12 protein-coding genes and 1 riboswitch are annotated in these 18,417 nt (G+C 70.4%); of the genes, 10 read left to right on the top strand and 2 right to left on the bottom strand.

Annotated elements, in window-relative coordinates; genetic code table 11:
* Positions 1-79: 79 nt before the first annotated feature.
* Positions 80-1,762 carry a methyl-accepting chemotaxis protein gene (locus tag DK368_RS16415; protein ID WP_114395061.1) on the top strand — a complete coding sequence of 561 codons (1,683 nt, stop codon included), beginning with the start codon at positions 80-82 and terminating at the stop codon, positions 1,760-1,762.
* A gap of 115 nt (positions 1,763-1,877) precedes the next feature.
* Here the strand turns inward: DK368_RS16415 and ispH are convergent, their stop codons facing one another.
* Positions 1,878-2,828: a 4-hydroxy-3-methylbut-2-enyl diphosphate reductase gene (gene ispH, locus DK368_RS16410; RefSeq protein WP_114395060.1), complete on the bottom strand. Its 951-nt coding sequence runs from the start codon at positions 2,826-2,828 to the stop codon at positions 1,878-1,880.
* A gap of 144 nt (positions 2,829-2,972) precedes the next feature.
* Between ispH and DK368_RS16405 the strand changes: the two genes are divergently transcribed.
* The 8 genes from DK368_RS16405 to DK368_RS16370 all read left to right on the top strand — a co-directional run bounded on the left by DK368_RS16405 (position 2,973) and on the right by DK368_RS16370 (position 11,780).
* Positions 2,973-3,497 carry a hypothetical protein gene (locus DK368_RS16405; RefSeq protein ID WP_114395059.1) on the top strand — a complete coding sequence of 175 codons (525 nt, stop codon included), beginning with the start codon at positions 2,973-2,975 and terminating at the stop codon, positions 3,495-3,497.
* Positions 3,498-3,579: 82 nt separating this feature from the next.
* Positions 3,580-3,683: riboswitch (glycine riboswitch) on the top strand.
* A 167-nt stretch (positions 3,684-3,850) separates the two neighbouring features.
* Entirely contained in the window at positions 3,851-4,966 is a 1,116-nt protein-coding gene (gcvT, locus tag DK368_RS16400) for a glycine cleavage system aminomethyltransferase GcvT (protein ID WP_114395058.1), read from the top strand.
* Positions 4,967-5,085: 119 nt separating this feature from the next.
* A complete protein-coding gene (gcvH, locus tag DK368_RS16395; RefSeq protein ID WP_114395057.1) occupies positions 5,086-5,457 on the top strand; it encodes a glycine cleavage system protein GcvH in 372 nt (123 codons plus the stop codon).
* The gene (gcvPA, locus tag DK368_RS16390) at positions 5,457-6,803 is read left to right on the top strand and encodes an aminomethyl-transferring glycine dehydrogenase subunit GcvPA (RefSeq protein WP_114395056.1); all 1,347 of its coding nucleotides are present in this window, start codon (positions 5,457-5,459) and stop codon (positions 6,801-6,803) included. Before gcvH ends, gcvPA begins: the two co-directional genes overlap by 1 nt.
* Positions 6,803-8,383, top strand: coding sequence for an aminomethyl-transferring glycine dehydrogenase subunit GcvPB (gene gcvPB / locus DK368_RS16385; RefSeq protein ID WP_114395055.1), 1,581 nt, complete (start codon positions 6,803-6,805; stop codon positions 8,381-8,383). Before gcvPA ends, gcvPB begins: the two co-directional genes overlap by 1 nt.
* Positions 8,384-8,729: 346 nt before the next feature.
* Positions 8,730-9,590: a substrate-binding periplasmic protein gene (locus DK368_RS16380; protein WP_162306065.1), complete on the top strand. Its 861-nt coding sequence runs from the start codon at positions 8,730-8,732 to the stop codon at positions 9,588-9,590.
* 79 nt (positions 9,591-9,669) lie between these two features.
* Entirely contained in the window at positions 9,670-10,557 is an 888-nt protein-coding gene (locus DK368_RS16375; protein ID WP_240002541.1) for a substrate-binding periplasmic protein, read from the top strand.
* Positions 10,558-10,613: 56 nt separating this feature from the next.
* Positions 10,614-11,780, top strand: coding sequence for an aminotransferase (locus DK368_RS16370; RefSeq protein ID WP_114395052.1), 1,167 nt, complete (start codon positions 10,614-10,616; stop codon positions 11,778-11,780).
* Positions 11,781-11,806: 26 nt separating this feature from the next.
* Here the strand turns inward: DK368_RS16370 and DK368_RS16365 are convergent, their stop codons facing one another.
* A complete protein-coding gene (locus DK368_RS16365; RefSeq protein WP_114395051.1) occupies positions 11,807-13,243 on the bottom strand; it encodes a hypothetical protein in 1,437 nt (478 codons plus the stop codon).
* Between the two features lie 236 nt (positions 13,244-13,479).
* Between DK368_RS16365 and DK368_RS16360 the strand changes: the two genes are divergently transcribed.
* A complete protein-coding gene (locus DK368_RS16360) occupies positions 13,480-18,354 on the top strand; it encodes an alpha-2-macroglobulin family protein (protein WP_114395050.1) in 4,875 nt (1,624 codons plus the stop codon).
* Positions 18,355-18,417 lie beyond the last annotated feature (63 nt).

Genomic DNA, 18,417 nt, shown 5'->3' with positions numbered 1-18,417 from the left:
GGTATAGATTGACTCTCAAATGGACTAAACCGAAAGGTATAGAACTGTGGGAAGTTAACAGAAGGTTGGGGGGATTTCGATGGTCAATGTAACCGATTTCACGATCCGGACCCGGATCTTTGCCACGTTCGGTCTGATTCTGCTGATCTGTCTGGGCCTGGGCGGTTTTGCCCGCATGCAGCTCAGCACCATCCGGGCCGCTGTCGATGTGGTGGCCGGAAATTCGTTGCCTTCGGTGGTCAAGAGCAACGCCATGCTGAAGGCGGCGCTGAATTACCGGCGGTACCAGGCCTTCATCCTGTTGTCGGATGACAAGGACGAGATTGCCGACCGCCTGACCAAGATGGCCGCCATGGCCGACATCGTGGCCAGCCAGCGCAAGGCCTATGAGCCGCTGATCTCGGTCGAGCGGCCGCAGATCGACCGGTTCGACCGGGCCTGGGCCGCCTTCCTGCCCAAGGCGGCGGAGATGGAGAAGAAGATGCGCGCCGGCGACAAGGATGGCGCCTTCGCCATCTATAACGGGGAGATGCGCACCCAACTGGAGCAGTCGCTGGCGGCCATGGAAGAAGTGGTGGCCCTAAACGAGAAGGAAGGGGAAAAGGCCACGCGGCAGGTCGAGGATGCCGACGGGCAGGCCAGCATGGGCATCCTCATCGCGCTGGTCCTGGCGGTGGTGCTGTCGGTCGGTGCCGGTGTGGTGACGGTGTCCACGGTGTCGACGCCGGTGCATGAGCTGACGGCGGTGATGGGGCGTCTGGCCCGGCGTGAGCTGACGGCCGAGGTGACGGGTGCCGAGCGCGGCGACGAGATCGGGGCCATGGCCCAGGCCGTGCAGGTGTTCAAGGAGGGGCTGATTGAGGCCGACCGTCTGGCGGCGGCGCAGAAGGCGGAGGAGGAGGCCAAGGCCGCCCGCGCCGCCCGCATCGACGCCCTGGTGCGGAAGTTCGACGAGACCTCCAGCCAGTCGCTGCGGGCCTTCGGTGCGGCCGCCACGGAGCTGGATGCCACGGCGCAGAGCCTGGCGGCCATGTCGGAGGAGACCAGCCGGCAGGCCTCGGCCACGGCGGCGGCGGCCGAGCAGACCACGGCCAATGTGCAGACGGTGGCGGCGGCGGCCGAGGAGATGGCGGCCAGCATCGCCGAGATCAACCATCAGGTGGCGCGGTCGAAGAGCATCGCCGAGAAGGCGGCCCAGGATGTGCGCCAGACCAACGGCACGGTGGCCGGGCTGGCCGAGGCGACGCAGAAGATCGGCGATGTGGTGAACCTGATCCAGGCCATCGCGGCGCAGACCAACCTGCTGGCGCTGAACGCCACCATCGAGGCGGCCCGCGCCGGCGAGGCCGGCAAGGGCTTCGCCGTGGTGGCCAGCGAGGTGAAGAACCTGGCCTCGCAGACGGCCAAGGCCACGGAGGAGATCGCGTCCCAGATCGCCTCGGTGCAGAAGGTGTCGGCCGAGACCTGCACGGCCATCGGTGCCATCGGCGAGACCATCGAGCAGGTGAACGAGATCTCCACCTCCATCGCCGCGGCCATGGAGCAGCAGGGGGCCTCGACCACCGAGATCAGCCGCAATGTCTCCCAGGCGGCCACCGGCACGCAGGAGGTGTCGAGCAACATCGTCCAGGTGACCGAGGCCGCCGGCCAGTCCGGCGCCGCCGCCAGCCAGGTGCTGGGGGCGGCCGGCGATCTGGCGCGTCAGGCCGAGACCATGAAGCACCAGGTCGAGACCTTCCTGAGCGCGATCAAGGCGGCCTGACGGTCCGGTCCCGCCTTCTGTCCCGCCACATGCCCCGCCGCGATCCCGACCGGACGCGGCGGGGGGCCCGGCCAGCCCCCTGCGGGGACGGCCGGCCGGCGGCTCCCGCCGCCGTCTATTCCGCCGCCAGCACCTTCGGCAGCTTGAAGGTGACGCTCTCGGTGGCGGTCACCACCTCCTCCACGCTGACATGGTAGCGGCTGCGCAGCGCCGCCAGCACCTCTTCCACCAGCACTTCCGGGGCCGAGGCGCCGGCGGTGATGCCCAGGGTGCCGATGCGGTCCATCCGGTCCCAGTCGATCTGGGCCGCCCGCTGCACCAGCATGGCGCGGCCGCAGCCATGCTGGCGCGCCACCTCCACCAGCCGCACCGAATTGGAGCTGTTGGGCGCGCCCAGAACCAGCAGCGCATCGGCCCGGGCGGCGATGGCCTTGACCGCGGCCTGCCGGTTGGTGGTGGCGTAGCAGATATCCTCCCGCAGGGGGCCGGCGACGGCCGGGAAGCGGGCGCGCAGGGCCGCCGTGATCTGCGCCGTGTCGTCCACCGACAGGGTGGTCTGGGTGACGAAGGCCAGATTGTCGGGATCATCCACATGCAGGGCCGCCACGTCGGCCACCGTCTCCACCAGCAGCACGGCGCCGGGCGGCAGCTGGCCCATGGTGCCGATGACCTCGGGATGGCCGGCATGGCCGATCAGCACGATCTGGCGCCCGTCCTTGTGGTGGCGCTCGGCCTCGCGGTGGACCTTGCTGACCAGGGGGCAGGTGGCATCCACATAGAGCAGGTTGCGGCGCTGCGCCTCGGCCGGGATGGATTTCGGCACGCCATGGGCGGAGAACACCACCGGCCGGTCGTCCGGCACCTGGTCCAGTTCCTTGACGAAGACGGCGCCCTTGCGCTCCAGGCTTTCCACCACGAAGCGGTTGTGCACGATCTCATGCCGCACATAGACGGGGGCGCCGTATTTCTCCAGCGCCACCTCCACGATCTGGATGGCCCGGTCCACGCCGGCGCAGAAACCCCGCGGGGCGGCGAGGAGGACGTGCAGGGCGGGCTTCTGGCTCATGAACACTTCCGATGACTGGCGGGAAAGGGCGGGGTGCGGTCGGGGGCGGGCTTGTGCCCCACGGTCTGGTTCTCTATTGTCACGGCGCCCCCGAAAGCGGGCGGACAGACGTATCTCCGATCGACTCTGGCGAGCACCCGTTCGATGACAACCCGCACCGACCATAATATAGGAACGCCGACCGGAAAAGCCGCCCGGCCGTGGCATGCGCTGGCCCTGGCCGGTGCCGCGCTGCTGTCGCTCAGCGGCTGCGGCGAGAGCACCGGGTTCATCGCCGGCTGCCCGAACCTGGGCATCGTCCGCGACGGCGCGCTGGTGAAGCAGGCCGGCGGCGATGCGCTTCTGGCCAACATCCAGGGCGATTGCAGCTACAGCGACACCGGCGTGACCGTGGACGCCATCCTGACCATTACCGCCAACGGCACCGGCAGCAGCGTGCCCGTGCAGTATTTCGTGGCGGTGACCGATCCGCAGCGCAACGTGCTGAGCAAGCAGGTGTTCAACAGCGCCGTGCCGCTGAACAACGGCACAGGCATGGTGCGCGAACGCTTCCAGCAGGTCATTCCCGCGCCCAAGACCATGGATGCCCGCTGGTACGAGGTGCTGGTCAGCTTCCAGCTGGACACCACGCAGCTCGACGCCAACCGGGCCATGAACGAGAAGCGCTGAGCCGGGACGCCCGGGCCTGCCCGGTTCGTCTGACCAGTTGACTCCAAGGCGCCATCGGATAGTGTGGCGCCCGTATTGCCGACGACCCCATGCGGGAGAGACCGGCCGTTCCCCCTGCGGGAGTGGCCGGCGCCGAAGGAGCAACCGCCCCCGGAAACTCTCAGGCAGAAGGACCGCAGGGGGTAGGCGCATCTGGAAAGCAGGCGGGGCCGGCATCCGTGCCGGGCCGACAGCCCACCGACGGAGTAAACGGGGCACCGTCCCCCGTGAATCTCTCAGGGGCCAGGACAGAGGGGGGCAGGCCTGCGCGGGATGGTCCCGGGCGGGATGACCTCTGTCCGGGAGCCGCACCCGTGGGTTCTTCGTCCGATACCGTCCTCTCCACGCCTTTGAACGCCCTGCACCGGTCGCTGGGGGCCAAGATGGTGCCCTTCGCCGGCTATGACATGCCGGTGCAGTATCCGCTGGGCGTGCTGAAGGAGCATCTGCATACCCGCGACAAGGCCGGGCTGTTCGATGTCTCCCATATGGGGCAGGTGCGGCTGCGTGGCGCCGATCCCGCCCGTGCCCTGGAGGCGCTGGTGCCCGGCGACCTGCTGGCGCTGGCCCCGGGCCGCATCCGCTACACCATGTTCACCAACGCGGCCGGCGGCATCCTGGACGACCTGATGGTCACCCGGATCAGCGACAGCGAGCTGTTCGTCGTCATCAACGCCGCCTGCAAGACGGCCGATCTGGCGCATCTGCACGCCAACCTGCCGGGCGTGGAGATCGAGTATCTGGGCGACGAGGCCGGGCTGCTGGCGCTGCAGGGGCCGGCGGCGGCCGCGGTCATGGCCCGGCTGGCGCCGGAGACGGCGTCCATGCCCTTCATGTCGATGCTGGCCACCCGCATCGGCGGCATCGCCGTGCAGGTCAGCCGCTCCGGCTACACCGGCGAGGACGGGTTCGAGGTCAGCGTCGCCGGCGGCGAGGCCGAGGCCCTGGCCCGGCTGCTGCTGGCCGAGCCGGAGGTGGAGGCCATCGGCCTGGGCGCCCGTGATTCGCTGCGGCTGGAGGCCGGGCTCTGCCTCTACGGCCACGACATCGACACCACGACCACGCCGATCGAGGCGGCGCTGGGCTGGACCATCTCGAAGCGGCGCAAGGCCGAGGGCGGCTTCCCCGGCGCCGCGGTGGTGCAGGCCCAGCTGAAGGACGGGGTGACGCGCAAGCGCGTGGGCATCCAGCCCGAGGGCCGCGCCCCCGCCCGCGAGCACACCGAGATCCAGGATCCGGACGGCAACCGCATCGGCGAGATCACCAGCGGCGGCTTCGGCCCCACGGTCAACGCGCCGGTGGCCATGGGCTATGTGGCCGCGTCCCATGCCGCCGTGGGCACGCCGGTGCAGCTGATCGTGCGCGGCAAGCCGCTGCCGGCCAAGGTGGCGGCGCTGCCCTTCGCGCCGCACCGCTATTTCAAGGGATGAGGGCCGCGGGGGCCGGGGGCGGACAGCCGCCCCGGCCCCGACGGCTGCGGATTTGCCGGGGTTCATCCAGAAACCCCGGTCGACTGACAGGCACGCTTCTCGGAAAAGGGGACAGGACCATGACCATCCGTTTCACCCAGGACCATGAGTGGATCAAGCTCGACGGCGAAATCGCCACCGTCGGCATCACCGACTATGCCCAGAACTCGCTGGGCGATGTGGTCTTCGTCGAGGTGCCCGATGCGGGCAAGGCGCTGGCCAAGGGCAAGGAAGCCGCTGTCGTGGAGTCGGTGAAGGCGGCCTCGGAGATCTATGCCCCGGTGGACGGCACCGTGACCGAGGGCAACGGCGCCCTGGTCGACAATCCGGCGCTGGCCAACACCGACCCCCTGGGGGAGGGCTGGTTCTTCAAGATGACCATCGCCGACGCCGCCCAGCTGGATGCGCTGATGGACGAGGCCGCGTACAAGTCCTACGTCGAGAGCCTGTGATGCGCTATCTGCCCCTGACCGAGGCCGACCGCCGGTCGATGCTGTCCACCATCGGGGTGGACAGTGTCGACGCCCTGTTCCGCGACGTGCCGGAAAGCGCCCGTCTGCCCGGCCCCATCGCCGATCTGCCCAACCACCAGGGCGAGCTGGCGGTGGAGCGCCACCTGTCCCGGCTGGCGGCCAGGAATGTGACCGCCGGGTCGGTGCCTTTCTTCCTGGGCGCCGGCGCCTACAAGCACCATGTGCCGGCCTCGGTCGACCAGATGCTGCTGCGCGGCGAGTTCCTGACCAGCTACACGCCCTATCAGCCGGAAGTGTCGCAGGGCACGCTGCAGTACCTGTTCGAATTCCAGACCCAGGTCGCCCTGATCACCGGCATGGAGGTGGCCAACGCCTCCATGTATGACGGCGCCACCGGCACGGCCGAGGCCGTGCTGATGGCCACCCGCATCACCCGGCGCACCAAGGCCATCCTGTCCGGCGGGCTGCATCCCCATTACCGCGAGGTCACCGAGACCACCTGCGGCGTCCTGGGCATGACCATCGACAGCCGCAGCCCGGATCCCAAGGGGAAGGAGGATCTGGCGGCGCTGATCGACGACCAGACCGCCTGCGTCGTGGTGCAGACCCCGTCGCTGTTCGGCCATGTGTCCGACTTCACGGCGCTGTGCGATGCCGCCCATGCCAAGGGCGCCCTGGTCGTGGTGGTGGTGACCGAGGTGGTGAGCCTGGGCCTGCTGACCCCGCCGGGCGCCATGGGCGCCGACATCGTGGTCTGCGAGGGCCAGTCCATCGGCAATCCGCTGAATTTCGGCGGGCCGTATCTGGGCCTGTTCGCCACCCGCGAAAAGTATGTGCGGCAGATGCCGGGCCGCCTGTGCGGCCAGACGCTGGATGCCGAGGGCAAGCGCGGCTTCGTGCTGACCCTGTCCACCCGCGAGCAGCATATCCGCCGCGAGAAGGCCACCAGCAACATCTGCACCAACAGCGGCCTGTGCGCCCTGGCCTTCACCATCCATCTGTCGCTGCTGGGTGAGCAGGGCTTCGGCACGCTGGCCCGCATCAACCACGCCAACGCCGTGCTGCTGGCCGACACGCTGGCCAAGGTCAAGGGCGTGGAGGTGCTGAACGACGGCTTCTTCAACGAATTCACCGTCAAGCTGCCGAAGAAGGCGGCCAAGGTGGTGGAGAAGCTGGCGGACAAGGGCATCCTGGCCGGCGTGCCGGTCAGCCGCTTCTATCCCGATATCAAGGATCTCGACCATCTGCTGCTGGTGGCCGCGACCGAGACCAACACCCCGGACGACATGGACGCGCTGGTCGCCGCCCTGGAGGAGGTTCTCTGATGAGCATGAACAGCCAGGGGCGCGCCACCGCCCCCCATGCCGCCTCCCATGCTGCGGCGACCGCCACCGATGCCGGTGCCACCTTCACCGGCAACAAGGCGCTGAACCAGGAAGAGGCGCTGATCTTCGAGCTGGGCAACCCCGGTGTCGTCGGTGTCGATCTGCCGGAGCCGGCCACGGCAAAGACGCGCCTGGGCGCAGTGAAGCCGCGAGGGGCCATCGGCCTGCCCGACCTGTCGGAGCCGCAGGTGGTCCGCCACTTCACGCGGCTGAGCCAGAAGAATTTCGGCATCGACAGCACCATGTACCCGCTGGGCTCGTGCACCATGAAGCACAACCCGCGGCTGAACGAGAAGATGGCCCGGCTGCCGGGATTCAGCGACGTGCATCCGTTGCAGCCCGCCTCCACCGTGCAGGGGGCGCTGGACCTGATCGACCAGCTGGCCCACTGGCTGAAGACCCTGACCGGCATGCCGGCCGTGGCCATGTCGCCGGGCGCCGGCGCCCATGGCGAGCTGTGTGGCCTGATGGCCATCCGCGCCGCCCTGGCGGCCCGCGGCGAGACGCACCGCACCCGCGTGCTGGTGCCGGAATCGGCCCATGGCACCAACCCGGCCACGGCGGCCTTCTGCGGGTTCACCGTGGACGCCATCCCGGCCGAGGAGAATGGCCGCGTCAGCGTCGAGGCGGTGAAGGCCAAGCTGGGCGACGATGTCGCCTGCATCATGCTGACCAACCCCAACACCTGCGGCCTGTTCGAACCGCAGATCAAGGCGATCGCCGACGCCGTACACGCGGCCGGCGGCTATTTCTACTGCGACGGCGCCAACTACAACGCCATCGTCGGCCGGTTGCGCCCGGCGGACCTGGGCGTGGACGCCATGCACATCAACCTGCACAAGACCTTCAGCACGCCCCATGGCGGCGGTGGTCCGGGCTCCGGCCCGGTGGTGCTGTCGGAGGCGTTGGCCCCCTTCGCCCCGCTTCCCTTCGTGGTGCATGGCAAGGACGGCTTCGCGCTGGTGGAGCATGCCGACGACACCAAGGCCAAGCCGTTCGGCCGCATGAAGGCCTTCCATGGCCAGATGGGCATGTTCGTGCGGGCACTGGCCTATATCCTGTCCCATGGCGCCGACGGGCTGCGCCAGGTGGCCACGGATGCGGTGCTGAACGCCAATTACGTGCTGGCCAGCCTGCAGGACGTGATGTCGGCGCCCTTCGGCGGCCCCTGCATGCACGAGGCCCTGTTCGACGACACCTTCCTGAAGGGCACCGGGGTCACCCCGCTGGACTTCGCCAAGGCCATGATCGACGAAGGCTTCCATCCCATGACCATGTACTTCCCGCTGGTGGTGCATGGGGCCCTGCTGGTGGAGCCGACCGAGACCGAGTCCAAGGGCACGCTGGACCAGTTCATCGCCACGCTGCGTTATCTGGCCGACAAGGCCAAGGCCGGCGATGCCGCCCATTTCCAGGCGGCACCGCGGCTGACGCCGCGCCGGCGCCTGGACGAGACGGCGGCGGCCCGCAAGCCGGTGCTGCGCTGGACCCCGCCGGTTCCGGCCCCGGCGGCGGAATAGTCGGTTGTACTTGTCCTGATGCTGCCACTTGTGGGATAATCGGCCCCGGGATCTGAGCGCGTTGATCCCTGATTGTCGGTAATCCTGATTGTCGGTCATGAAGTAAGGGGCGGCGTCATGTGAGACGTCGCCCCTTATGATTCCGGCCCCTGTTCTGGGCTCCCCGTCGCCGGGGCCGGTATCCCGGATGGTTCCCGCGCAACTGAATTCAATAGTATGTTATGCGGGCGGATCGGCTCCTATCGGCCGGTCTGTGGCGCCGCATTGCGGATTTTCCTGCGACTGTTTCTCTCATTGCGCAAAAGGCCGCTCCCTGTATTATCTTTCTCCGTCGCCGGACCGTGCCATGACCGATTTGGTCCGACCTCTGGAGCCCGCCCCCTCCCCCATGCCGCTATTCCGGTCTTTCCCCCATGCCGCCATCGCCCTGTTGGCGGCCGCAGCGGCCCTGTATGCGCCGGCCTGTGCGGCCGATCCTGGGCGAGAAGACCGCATCGTCATCGCCTCCGACCCCTGGTGTCCATACGCATGTAACCCGGACAGCGACGGCGCCGACGGCTATATGGTCGATCTGGCCCGCGAGATCCTGGGGGAGGCCGGGCTGACGCTGGAATACCGGGTGGTCAATTTCCAGGTTCTGCGGCGGATGGCCGAGGACGGGTCCGCCACCCTGGTGCCCGGTGTCGCCTCGGATCTGTATGGGACCCTGGTGCTGCCGGACCGGGCCCAGGGCAATTCCCCCAATGCCGTTGCCGTGTCGCGCCTGCGACCGTTCCGCTGGACCGGACCGGATTCCTTCGCCGGGCACAGGCTGGGCGTCATCCGCGACTATAATTATGGTGGTGCCCTTCAGCGCTATATCGACAGCCACCTGTCCGATCCCGACCGCATCGAGGTGCTGAGCGGCTTCGGCTATTCCCATGTGGCCCAGGGGCTGCGGCTGCTGGAGGCCGGGCGCATCGACCTGATGCTAGACGACTTCAACGTGCTGCGCTGGCATCTCAGGCGGTCGCCGCAGCTGGACGGGCTGCAGGTGGTGCCGCTGGACGACCGGGCCGACCTGTTCATCGGCGTGGCGATCAGGAATCCGCGCGCGGCCGAACTGACCCGGATGCTGGCGGAGGGAACCGAGCGGCTGCGCCGGTCCGGGCGGCTGGCCGCCATCCTGGCCCGCTACGGCCTATCCGACTGGCAAAACCCGCTGTAAGGATGTCCTGCTAGATTATGGCTGGCCGTGCTCGACGGAGCTGGGAATCCGGCGCGGCCCCGAGGACATGATGCGGTTGATGATGTGCATAGGCGGGCTTCTGGCCCTGATGGCGCTGGCCGGCACTGGCCAGGCGGACGAGGGGCGCGCGGCGGAGAGGGCGGCGGAGAGGGCGGCGGAGGAGCCGCCCGCCCTGGAGTCCGACCGCGATCTGCTGATCCTGGGCGATCCCTATTGCCCCTACAGCTGCGATCCCGCCGGCGGCACCGAAGGTTATATGGTGGACCTGGTCCGGGCCATCTTCGAGCCGCAGGGCTATACCGTGTCCTATCGTATGGAGCGCTGGAGTCATGCCCTGCGGCTGACCGAGCAGGGACATGCCGACCTGCTGGCCGTGGTCGGCCAGGGCCGGGGGCGCGAGGGGCTGCTGTTCCCCGCCCTGCCGCAGGGCCGGTCGCAGAAGGGGGTGGCCAGTCTGCGCGCCCGCCAGCTCCATCTCCACACGGCCGAGGAGCTGGCGGTCTATCGGGTTGCCATTGCCCGCGGCTATCTGTTCGGCCCTCCGCTGGACGGCTACATCGAGACCCATGAGAACGATCCCGACCGCATCGCCCTGGTGTCGGGTTTCGGCGCCCAGTTGACGGCGCAGAGCCTGCGCCTGCTGGAAGATGGCACGGTCGATCTGGTGCTGGATGATATGCATGTGCTGGATGGGGCTGCACGGCGGTTGGGACTGGTGGAACGGCTGGCGTTTCAGCCTCTGGACGGCGCCGTGCAGGACGTGTTTGTCGGCGTGTCCCGGCTGACGCCCGAGGCCCGGGATCTGGTCCGCCAGCTGGAGGAGGGGATCGCCGCCCTGCGCGCCGACGGGCGGCTGGCCCGCATCCTGGGCCGCTATGGTCTGAGCGACTGGGAGACGGCGCGGCCGGGGAACCGGCCGGCCACAGGCCCGTCCGGCCCGACTTGACGCGGACCGTGCTTTCGTCCCAGCCTCACGCCGGGCAGGGATGGAGGCGAGACAGCATGAAAGCCGGCAACACAGTCCTTTCGGGCTATGGCACCACCATCTTCGAGGTGATGTCGCGGCTGGCCGAGCAGCACAAGGCCGTCAATCTGGGCCAGGGCTTTCCCGACGGCAACGGGCCGGCGGCGGTGGTGGAGGCGGCGCAACGCTATCTGGCCGAGGGCTGGAACCAGTATCCGCCCATGCTGGGGCTGCCGGCCCTGCGCCAGGCCGTCGCCACCCATGCCCGGCGCTTCTACGGGCTGGATCTCGACTGGCAGGCCGAGGTGATGGTCACCTCCGGCGCCACCGAGGCGCTGGCCGCCTGCCTGTTCGGCCTGCTGGAGCCGGGCGACGAGGTGGTGCTGTTCCAGCCCCTTTATGACAGCTATGTCCCCATCATCCGCCGGGCCGGCGCCATTCCCCGCTTCGTCAGCCTGAAGGCGCCGGGCTGGAGCTTCAGCCGGGCCGATCTGGAAACGGCCTTCAGCGACCGCACCAAGCTGGTCATCCTCAACAACCCGCTGAATCCCGCCGGCAAGGTGTGGACGCGGGAGGAACTGACGCTGCTGGCCCAGGCCGTGGAGGCGCACGACGCCTATGCCGTCTGCGACGAGGTCTATGAGCATCTGGTGTTCGACGGGCGCCGGCACCTGCCGCTGATGGCGCTGCCCGGCATGCGCGAGCGGACCCTGCGCATCGGGTCGGCCGGCAAGACCTTTTCCCTCACCGGCTGGAAGGTGGGCTATGTCAGTGCGGCACCGGCCCTGTTGCAGCCCGTGGCCAAGGCCCACCAGTTCCTGACCTTCACCACCCCGCCCAACCTGCAGCATGCCGTCGCCGTCGGGCTGGGGCTGGGGGACCATTATTTCCGGGAGCTGGCCGATCGCCTGCAGGCCCGCCGCGACCGGCTGAGCGCCGGTCTGGCGGCGGCGGGCCTGTCGGTGCTGCCGGCCGAGGGCACCTATTTCCTCACCGCCGATGTGCGCGGCAGCGGGCTGGATGAGGATGATGCCGCCTTCTGCGCCCGGCTGACGGCCGAGGCCGGGGTGGCGGCCATCCCGGTCAGCGCCTTCTTCGAGCAGGAGGCCCCGCGCCATCTGATCCGCTTCTGCTTCTGCAAGGCGGAAGAGACCCTGGACGAGGCCGTGCGCCGGCTGGAGGGCTGGTTCGCGGCGCGGGCATGAGGGGGGCGTGAGGGGGCGGCTCCGCCTCATCCGTGACCAGGGCCAGCGGGGGCGTCATCCGCGCCGGTAAGCGCCGGGAGCCGGCCGGGCAGCACCGCCACCAGCACGGCCAGCGTGGCCAGCCAGACGACGCGGCTCTGGTAACGGTCGTGCGGGTTCGACAGCGCGCCGTTGATGAAGGCGTTGCCCAGCAGCGCCAGCAGCAGGAACAGGGCCAGGACCGCCAGATCCGGGCGGCCGCGGCGGGCCCCCAGCACGGCCAGGGCCGCCAGCGCCAGCATCGACAGGTGCGCCACCGGCACATGCACGCGGTTCAGCGCATCGAACAGGGCCTGGGTCGTCTGCTCCTGCTGCTGGCGGGCGGCGCTGAAGCCGGGGTTGAGCCAGGGCAGGTGCTGGCGCATGACCCAGCGCGTCACCTCCTGCCATTCGTCCAGCCCGTCGCCGGTCTCCACCTCCAGCAGCTGGTCCCCGGTGGCCTTGGCGGCCAGGGCCAGATTCCAGCCGGGATAGGCCTTCAGCGCCGCGGCGGTCAGGCGCGACAGCTCGGCGTCGGCGCCGCCCCACCAGCCGATGGCGCGGAACGGGCTGTCGGGGTGCCAGATGAACCAGTTGGTGTCCCGCGGCAGCCGGTCCTGGTGGTTGCACAGCGCATAGGCCGGGTCGGGGCAGTGTTCGGCCAGGAAACGCTGGGCCACCCCGTCCTGCACCAGCCGGCCGAAGACGAAGACCGGGCCGCCGGGGGTGAAGGTGGCCTTGCCCACCAGCGCCAGATGCAGCAGCGGCATCAGCACCAGCCCCGCCCCGACCAGGGCGGCCGGCGGCAGCAGGCGGGGGCGCATCCGGGTCAGGCGGGGCGCCAGCCGCGGGACCAGCAGGGCGGCGGCGGCCGTCACCGCCACCAGCCCGATGGCCAGGGCCATGCTGCTCATATGCGACAGCAGCGCCAGCAGGCCGACGGCGGCGAGACCGCTGCGCTCCGCCGCTGACAGCCGGTCCCAGCGGAAGCCCAGCAGCCACATCACCAGCACCAGCAGCGGCACCAGCGCGTCGGGCATCAGCTGCGCCGTATACCAGGAGATGCCGGTCAGCAGCGACAGGGCCACGGTCACCGCCGCCGTGGGCAGCGGCCCGGCCGGCCGGTCCTGACAGCGCAGCAGCAGATGCACCAGCCACAGCGTCAGCCCCGCCTGCACCAGCACCGGCCCCCACAGGCTGGTCCAGCCCAATGAGGCGGCATAGAGGAACAGGCCGTAGAACAGGCTGCGGCCCGGCTCCAGCTCCCAGGTCAGGACGCGCAGGATGTAGCCGGCCGTATCGAAGAACACCAGCGGCCAGCCGTTCCACAGGGCCGGCGCCAGAAGCGCCGCCAGGGCCACGAGAACGGACAGGACCCAGGCGCCGAAACGCCGCAGGGCCGGAGGGATGGAGGGCGCGGGGGCCGAGGCGGGGAACGGGGTCATGCGGACAGGATGCCGGGCGCTTGTGTCGATGCTGCGACGGAACTAGGCAGACCTTGTGGCGGGGCGCAACGCCGCTGTTGCAAACAGTGTGAAAACGGCGTCCTCTGGCCGCATCGCCGCCACAGTCGCGCACCAATGTGCAGATGATCCGGTGTGCGGACGATCCGGGCCGATGGTCCGGTCCCGCCGTTTTCCGTTCTGCCCGTCCCCCGGGGTTCCGAGAGACAACTCCCTCCATGTCGCGACCGTCCGCTGTTGCCCTTCTGCTGACCCTCGGCCTGATCCAGGCCGGCCCCGCTGCTGTTCCCGCTGCCGCCCAGGGACCGTCGGGGCCAACCCCCCCGGCCGCCGGCACATCCGGCCAGACACCTGCCCAGGGCGCCCCGGCCCAGGGTGCCCCGGCCCAGACCGGTCCCGGGCAGCCGGCCCCCGAGGCCGAGCCGGTGCCGCGCCCGTTCGAGCTGGACAAGGTCGAGGTCGCCGCCGAGCGCGACCGGCCCCAGGTCTGCTTCGCCTTCACCCGCGAGCTGCCGCGCCCCGGCCGGCGCGGGCCGGACTTCGCCAGATTCGTGACGGTGGAGCCGGCGCAGGAGGTCAGCGTCACCGTCCGCGACAAGGAGCTGTGCCTGGAAGGGCTGCAGCATGGCCAGACCTACGGCATCACCCTGGCGGCCGGCCTGCCGGCCGTGGGCCAGGAGAAGCTGGCCGAGGCGGTGACGCGCACGGTGAAGGTGCCGGACCGCCGCCCCACCCTGGCCTTCCGTGGCCAGGGCTATATCCTGCCGCGGGTCGGCGGCGAGGGACTGCCGCTGCGCAGCGTCAATGTGGACCGCGCCCGCCTGTCGGTGCTGCGGGTCAAGGACCGCGCCCTGGTCGAGCAGATCTATTACGGCCGCATCAACCAGACCATGACCGACTTCGAGGTCGGCGAGATCCTGGAGAAGAACGGCGAGGTGGTCTGGCGCGGCGAGATGGCCATCGGCGGCGAGCACAACCGCTCGCAGCTGACCGCCTTCCCCATCGACGCCGTGCTGGGGTCGCTGACACCGGGCGTCTATGTGGCCGTGGCCGAGAATGCCGCGCTGCCCATGGTGGCCTGGGACCGCCGCGCCACCCAGTGGTTCGTGGTGTCCGATCTGGGCCTGACCAGCTTCCGTGCCGAGGACGGGCTGACCGTCTTCGCCCGCACCCTGTCCTCGGCCAAGCCGCAGCCCGGTGTCGAGCTGCGGCTGGTGGCCCGCGGCAATGCCGAGCTGGGCCGCGCCACCACCGGGGCCGATGGGCTGGCCCGCTTCCCGGCCGACCTGCTGCAGGGCCGTGATGCCCGGGCGCCGCAGGCTCTGTTCGCCGTGGGTCCGGATGGTGGCTTCTCGCTGCTGGATTTCGGGGCGCCGGCCGTGGAGCTGGCCGGGCGCAATGCCGGAGGCCGTGGCGCCGTCGGCCCGTTCGACGCCTATCTGTTCGCCGACCGCGGCGCCTATCGTCCGGGCGAGATCCTGCACCTGACCACGCTGGTGCGCGACGCTGATGCCAAGGCCGTGACCGGACAGCGGCTGCTGTTCAAGCTGGTGCGCCCTGACGGGCTGGAGATCGCCCGCCGCCTGGGTGACGACCGCGGCGCCGGCGGCTATGCCGTGGAGTTCGAGCTGCCGGCCAATGCCGCGGCCGGCCGCTGGACCCTGACCGCCCATGCCGATCCCAATGGCCCGGCCCTGGGCCGGACCGAGATCAGCGTCGGCGAGGTGGCGCCGCCGCGGGTGGAGGTCAGCCTGACCGCCGACCGGCCGCGCATCGGGGCCGACGGCAAGGCCGCGCTGCGGCTGGACGGGCGCTATCTGACCGGTGGTGCTGCCGCCCGTCTGCCCGGCGAGATGACCCTGACGCTCCGCCCCGCCGCCACGCCGTTTCCGGGCCTGGAGGGCTACCAGTTCGGGCTGGTGCAGCAGCCCTTCACGCCGGAGAAGCGTCCGCTGCCGGGCTTCACCACCGCGGCCGACGGGTCGGCGCGCATCGCCGTCGATCTGGGGACGCTGCCCGCCACCAACCGGCCGTTGGAGGCCGTACTGCAGGCGACGCTGCATGATGTGGGCGGCCGCTCGGTGGAGAAGGAGATCGTGCTGCCGGTCGATGCCCGGGCCTTTGCCCTGGGCGTGAAGCCCGGCTTCAGCGGCGACGGGGTGCCGGAAGGCGCCACCGTCGGCTTCGAGGTGGTCGCCGCCGCTCCCGACGGGCAGAAACTGGCCAAGGCCGGCCTGTCCTGGGAGCTGTACGAGGAAGAATATGTCTATGAGTGGTTCGAGGCCGACGGCCGCTGGGACTATCGCAGCAGCGTGCGCGACAAGCGCCTGACCGGCGGCGGCGTCGATGTGGCTGCCGGCGGCAGCGGCAGCATCGAGGTGCAGGTCAAGGCCGGCCGCTACCGGCTGGAGGTGTTCGATCCTGCCAGCGGCACCGCCACCAGCGTGCGCTTCTCCGCCGGCTGGTGGGCCAGCGCCAAGCTGGGCGACACGCCGGACACGGTCGATGTGGTGGTGGAGGGGCCGCAGCGGCAGCCGGGCGGCACCGCCCGGGTCTTCGTGCGCCCGCCCTATGACGCCACGGTCATGGTGGCCCTGGCCGACCGCCGCATGCGCCAGACCCTGGTGCAGACAGTCCCGGCCGCCGGCGCCTTCCTGGATCTGCCGCTGCCCGAAGATCTGACCGGCGGCGCCTATGTGCTGGTCAGCGCCTATGCGCCCGCCGATCCCCAGCGCCGCAGCCTGCCGCGCCGTGCCGTCGGCGTGTCCTGGGTCGCCGTCGATCCCGCCGCCCGCCTGCTGGACGTCAAGATGGAGGTGCCGGCGGAGACGCGGCCGCGGGGAACCCTGGCCCTGCCGGTGAGCATCAGCGGCCTGCCGGAGGGGGCGCAGGCGCATCTGGTGGTCACAGCCGTCGATCAGGCCCTGCCCGGCGGCCGTGACGGCGCCAGCCCGGACCCGGCCGCCTGGTTCTTCGGCAAGCGCCGTCTGACCACCGAGATGCGCGACGTCTATGGCCGTCTGCTCGATCCGGCCGCCATGGCCGCGGACCCGGCGGACGCCATCCGCCCGGCCCCGCGCCCGGCGGGGACGCCGCCCAGCGGCAGTTCCCCCGTTTCCGTTTATTCCGGTATCGTAACGGTCGGTGCGGATGGCCGGGCCGAGGTGCCGCTGGCCCTGCCCGACATGCAGGGGCGGCTGCGTCTGACCGCCGTGGCCTGGAGCGACAGCAAGCTGGGCCGGGCCGAAGCGGCGCTGACCGTGCGCGATCCGGTGGTGGGGGATGTGACGCTGCCCGCCTTCCTGGCGCCGGAGGACCATGCCCAGATCGGCGTCAGCCTGACCAATGTCGCCGGGCCGCGCGGGACCTATACCGCCACCCTGACGGCCGAGGGGCCGCTGAAGGTCGAGGGCGGGCCGGCCGAGTTCAAGGCGCTGGCCCAGGATCGCACGGTTTCAGCCAACCGGACGCTGGTCGCCACCGGTGCCGGCCAGGGCCGGCTGACGCTGACCGTGACCGGGCCGGGCGGCTATACGCTGAGCCGGGACCTGCCGGTGATGGTGCGGCCGGGCCTGCCGGTCGCGGCGAACCATGGCCGCGGCACCCTGGCCCCCGGCGCCACGCTGGCGCTGCCGTCGGGTCTGGAGTCCGGGCTGAAGCCGGATGACAGCCGGACGGCCGTGCTGGCCGGTCCCCTGCCACTGTTCGATGTGCCGGCGCTGCTGCTGGCCACCGACGGCCGGGCCTTCGGTTCGGCCGAACAGCTGGCCGGACGGCTACTGCCGCTGCTCTATGTCAACGACTGGAACCGCGAGCTGGGGCTGCCGGCCGATGCCGCCCTGAAGGAGCGGGTGGTGGATCTGGTCGAGCGGCTGTCGGCGCGGCAGCGCGGCGACGGCGCCTTCGCCCTGTGGTCGGCGGACGGGCCGGGCGATCCCTGGGTCACCGCCTTCGTGCTGGATGTGCTGACCCGTGCCCGCGAGGCCGGCTATGTGGTGCCGGAGGAGGGATACCGGCGTGGACTGGACTGGCTGACCCGCACCATCGGCAACAGCTGGGTCGATGATTCCGAACTGACGGCGCGGGCCTATGCCATCTACACGGCGGCCCGGGCCAGGGCCATCGATGCCGCCCCGGTGCGCTTCTTCCAGGAAACCTTCCTGCCCAAGCTGACCGACCGGCTGGCCCGGGCCCAGATCGCCGCCGCCTTCGCCCTTTTGGGCGACAATGACCGGGCTGGCCAGATCTTCGGCGCCCTGGACCAGCCCGGCCCCGCCGCCGGCAATGAGGGCCAGGATTTCGGCACCACCCTGCGCGACCGGGCGGCGACGCTGGCGCTGATGGTGGCCGGCGGCGTCGATACCGGCCGTCTGGTGGCGGAGGCCGAGGCCGTGAACGGGCTGGTGCAGGACCCGACCCGCGTCAGCACCCAGGAGCGCGCCTGGCTGCTGGTGGCGGCGGACGCCCTGGGGGCGCGGGCCGGCGGCTTCAGCCTGACCGTGGATGGCGGGTCGCAGACCTTCAACCGTCCGCTGCTGCGCCGCATCGATCCGGCCAAGCCGCCGGTGCTGGTCAACAGCAGCGACCGGCCGATGCAGACCCTGGTCTCGGCCGTCGGTGCGCCCAAGGCGGCGCCGGAGCCGCTGGCCAGCGGGCTGAGCCTGACCCGCAGCCTGCTGGACGCCAAGGGCAAGCCGGTGGACCCGGCCAAGGTGCCCCAGGGCGAGATGCTGGTGGTGGTGCTGGAAGGCAAGGCCGAGGTGCCGCCGCGCGGGCCGCTGCTGGTCACGGACATGCTGCCGGCCGGCTTCGTCATCGAGAATGTGCGGCTGGCCGGCAGTGCCCAGCTGGGCGACCTGTCCTGGCTGGGGCCGCTGTCCGACGCGCAGCAGGTGGAGTTCCGTGACGACCGCTTCCTGGCGGCGCTGGATCTGCCGGCCGACAGCAGCAGCTTCCGTCTGGTCTATCTGGCCCGCGCCGTGACCCCCGGCCGCTTCGCCCTGCCGGCGGCGCGGGTGGAGGACATGGTAGATCCCGGCCATCTGGCCCGCACGGCAGCCGGAACCCTGACGGTGCTGGCACCGAAGCGCTGACCGGCGGGGCAAGGCCACGGGCAAGAAAAGGGCCGGGACACGCAGCGTCCCGGCCCTTTCCTA

This window comes from Oleisolibacter albus (genome assembly GCF_003336875.1).
In the GTDB taxonomy this organism is placed as follows: domain Bacteria; phylum Pseudomonadota; class Alphaproteobacteria; order Azospirillales; family Azospirillaceae; genus Niveispirillum; species Niveispirillum album.
This window is presented reverse-complemented; position numbering and strand designations above follow the sequence as displayed.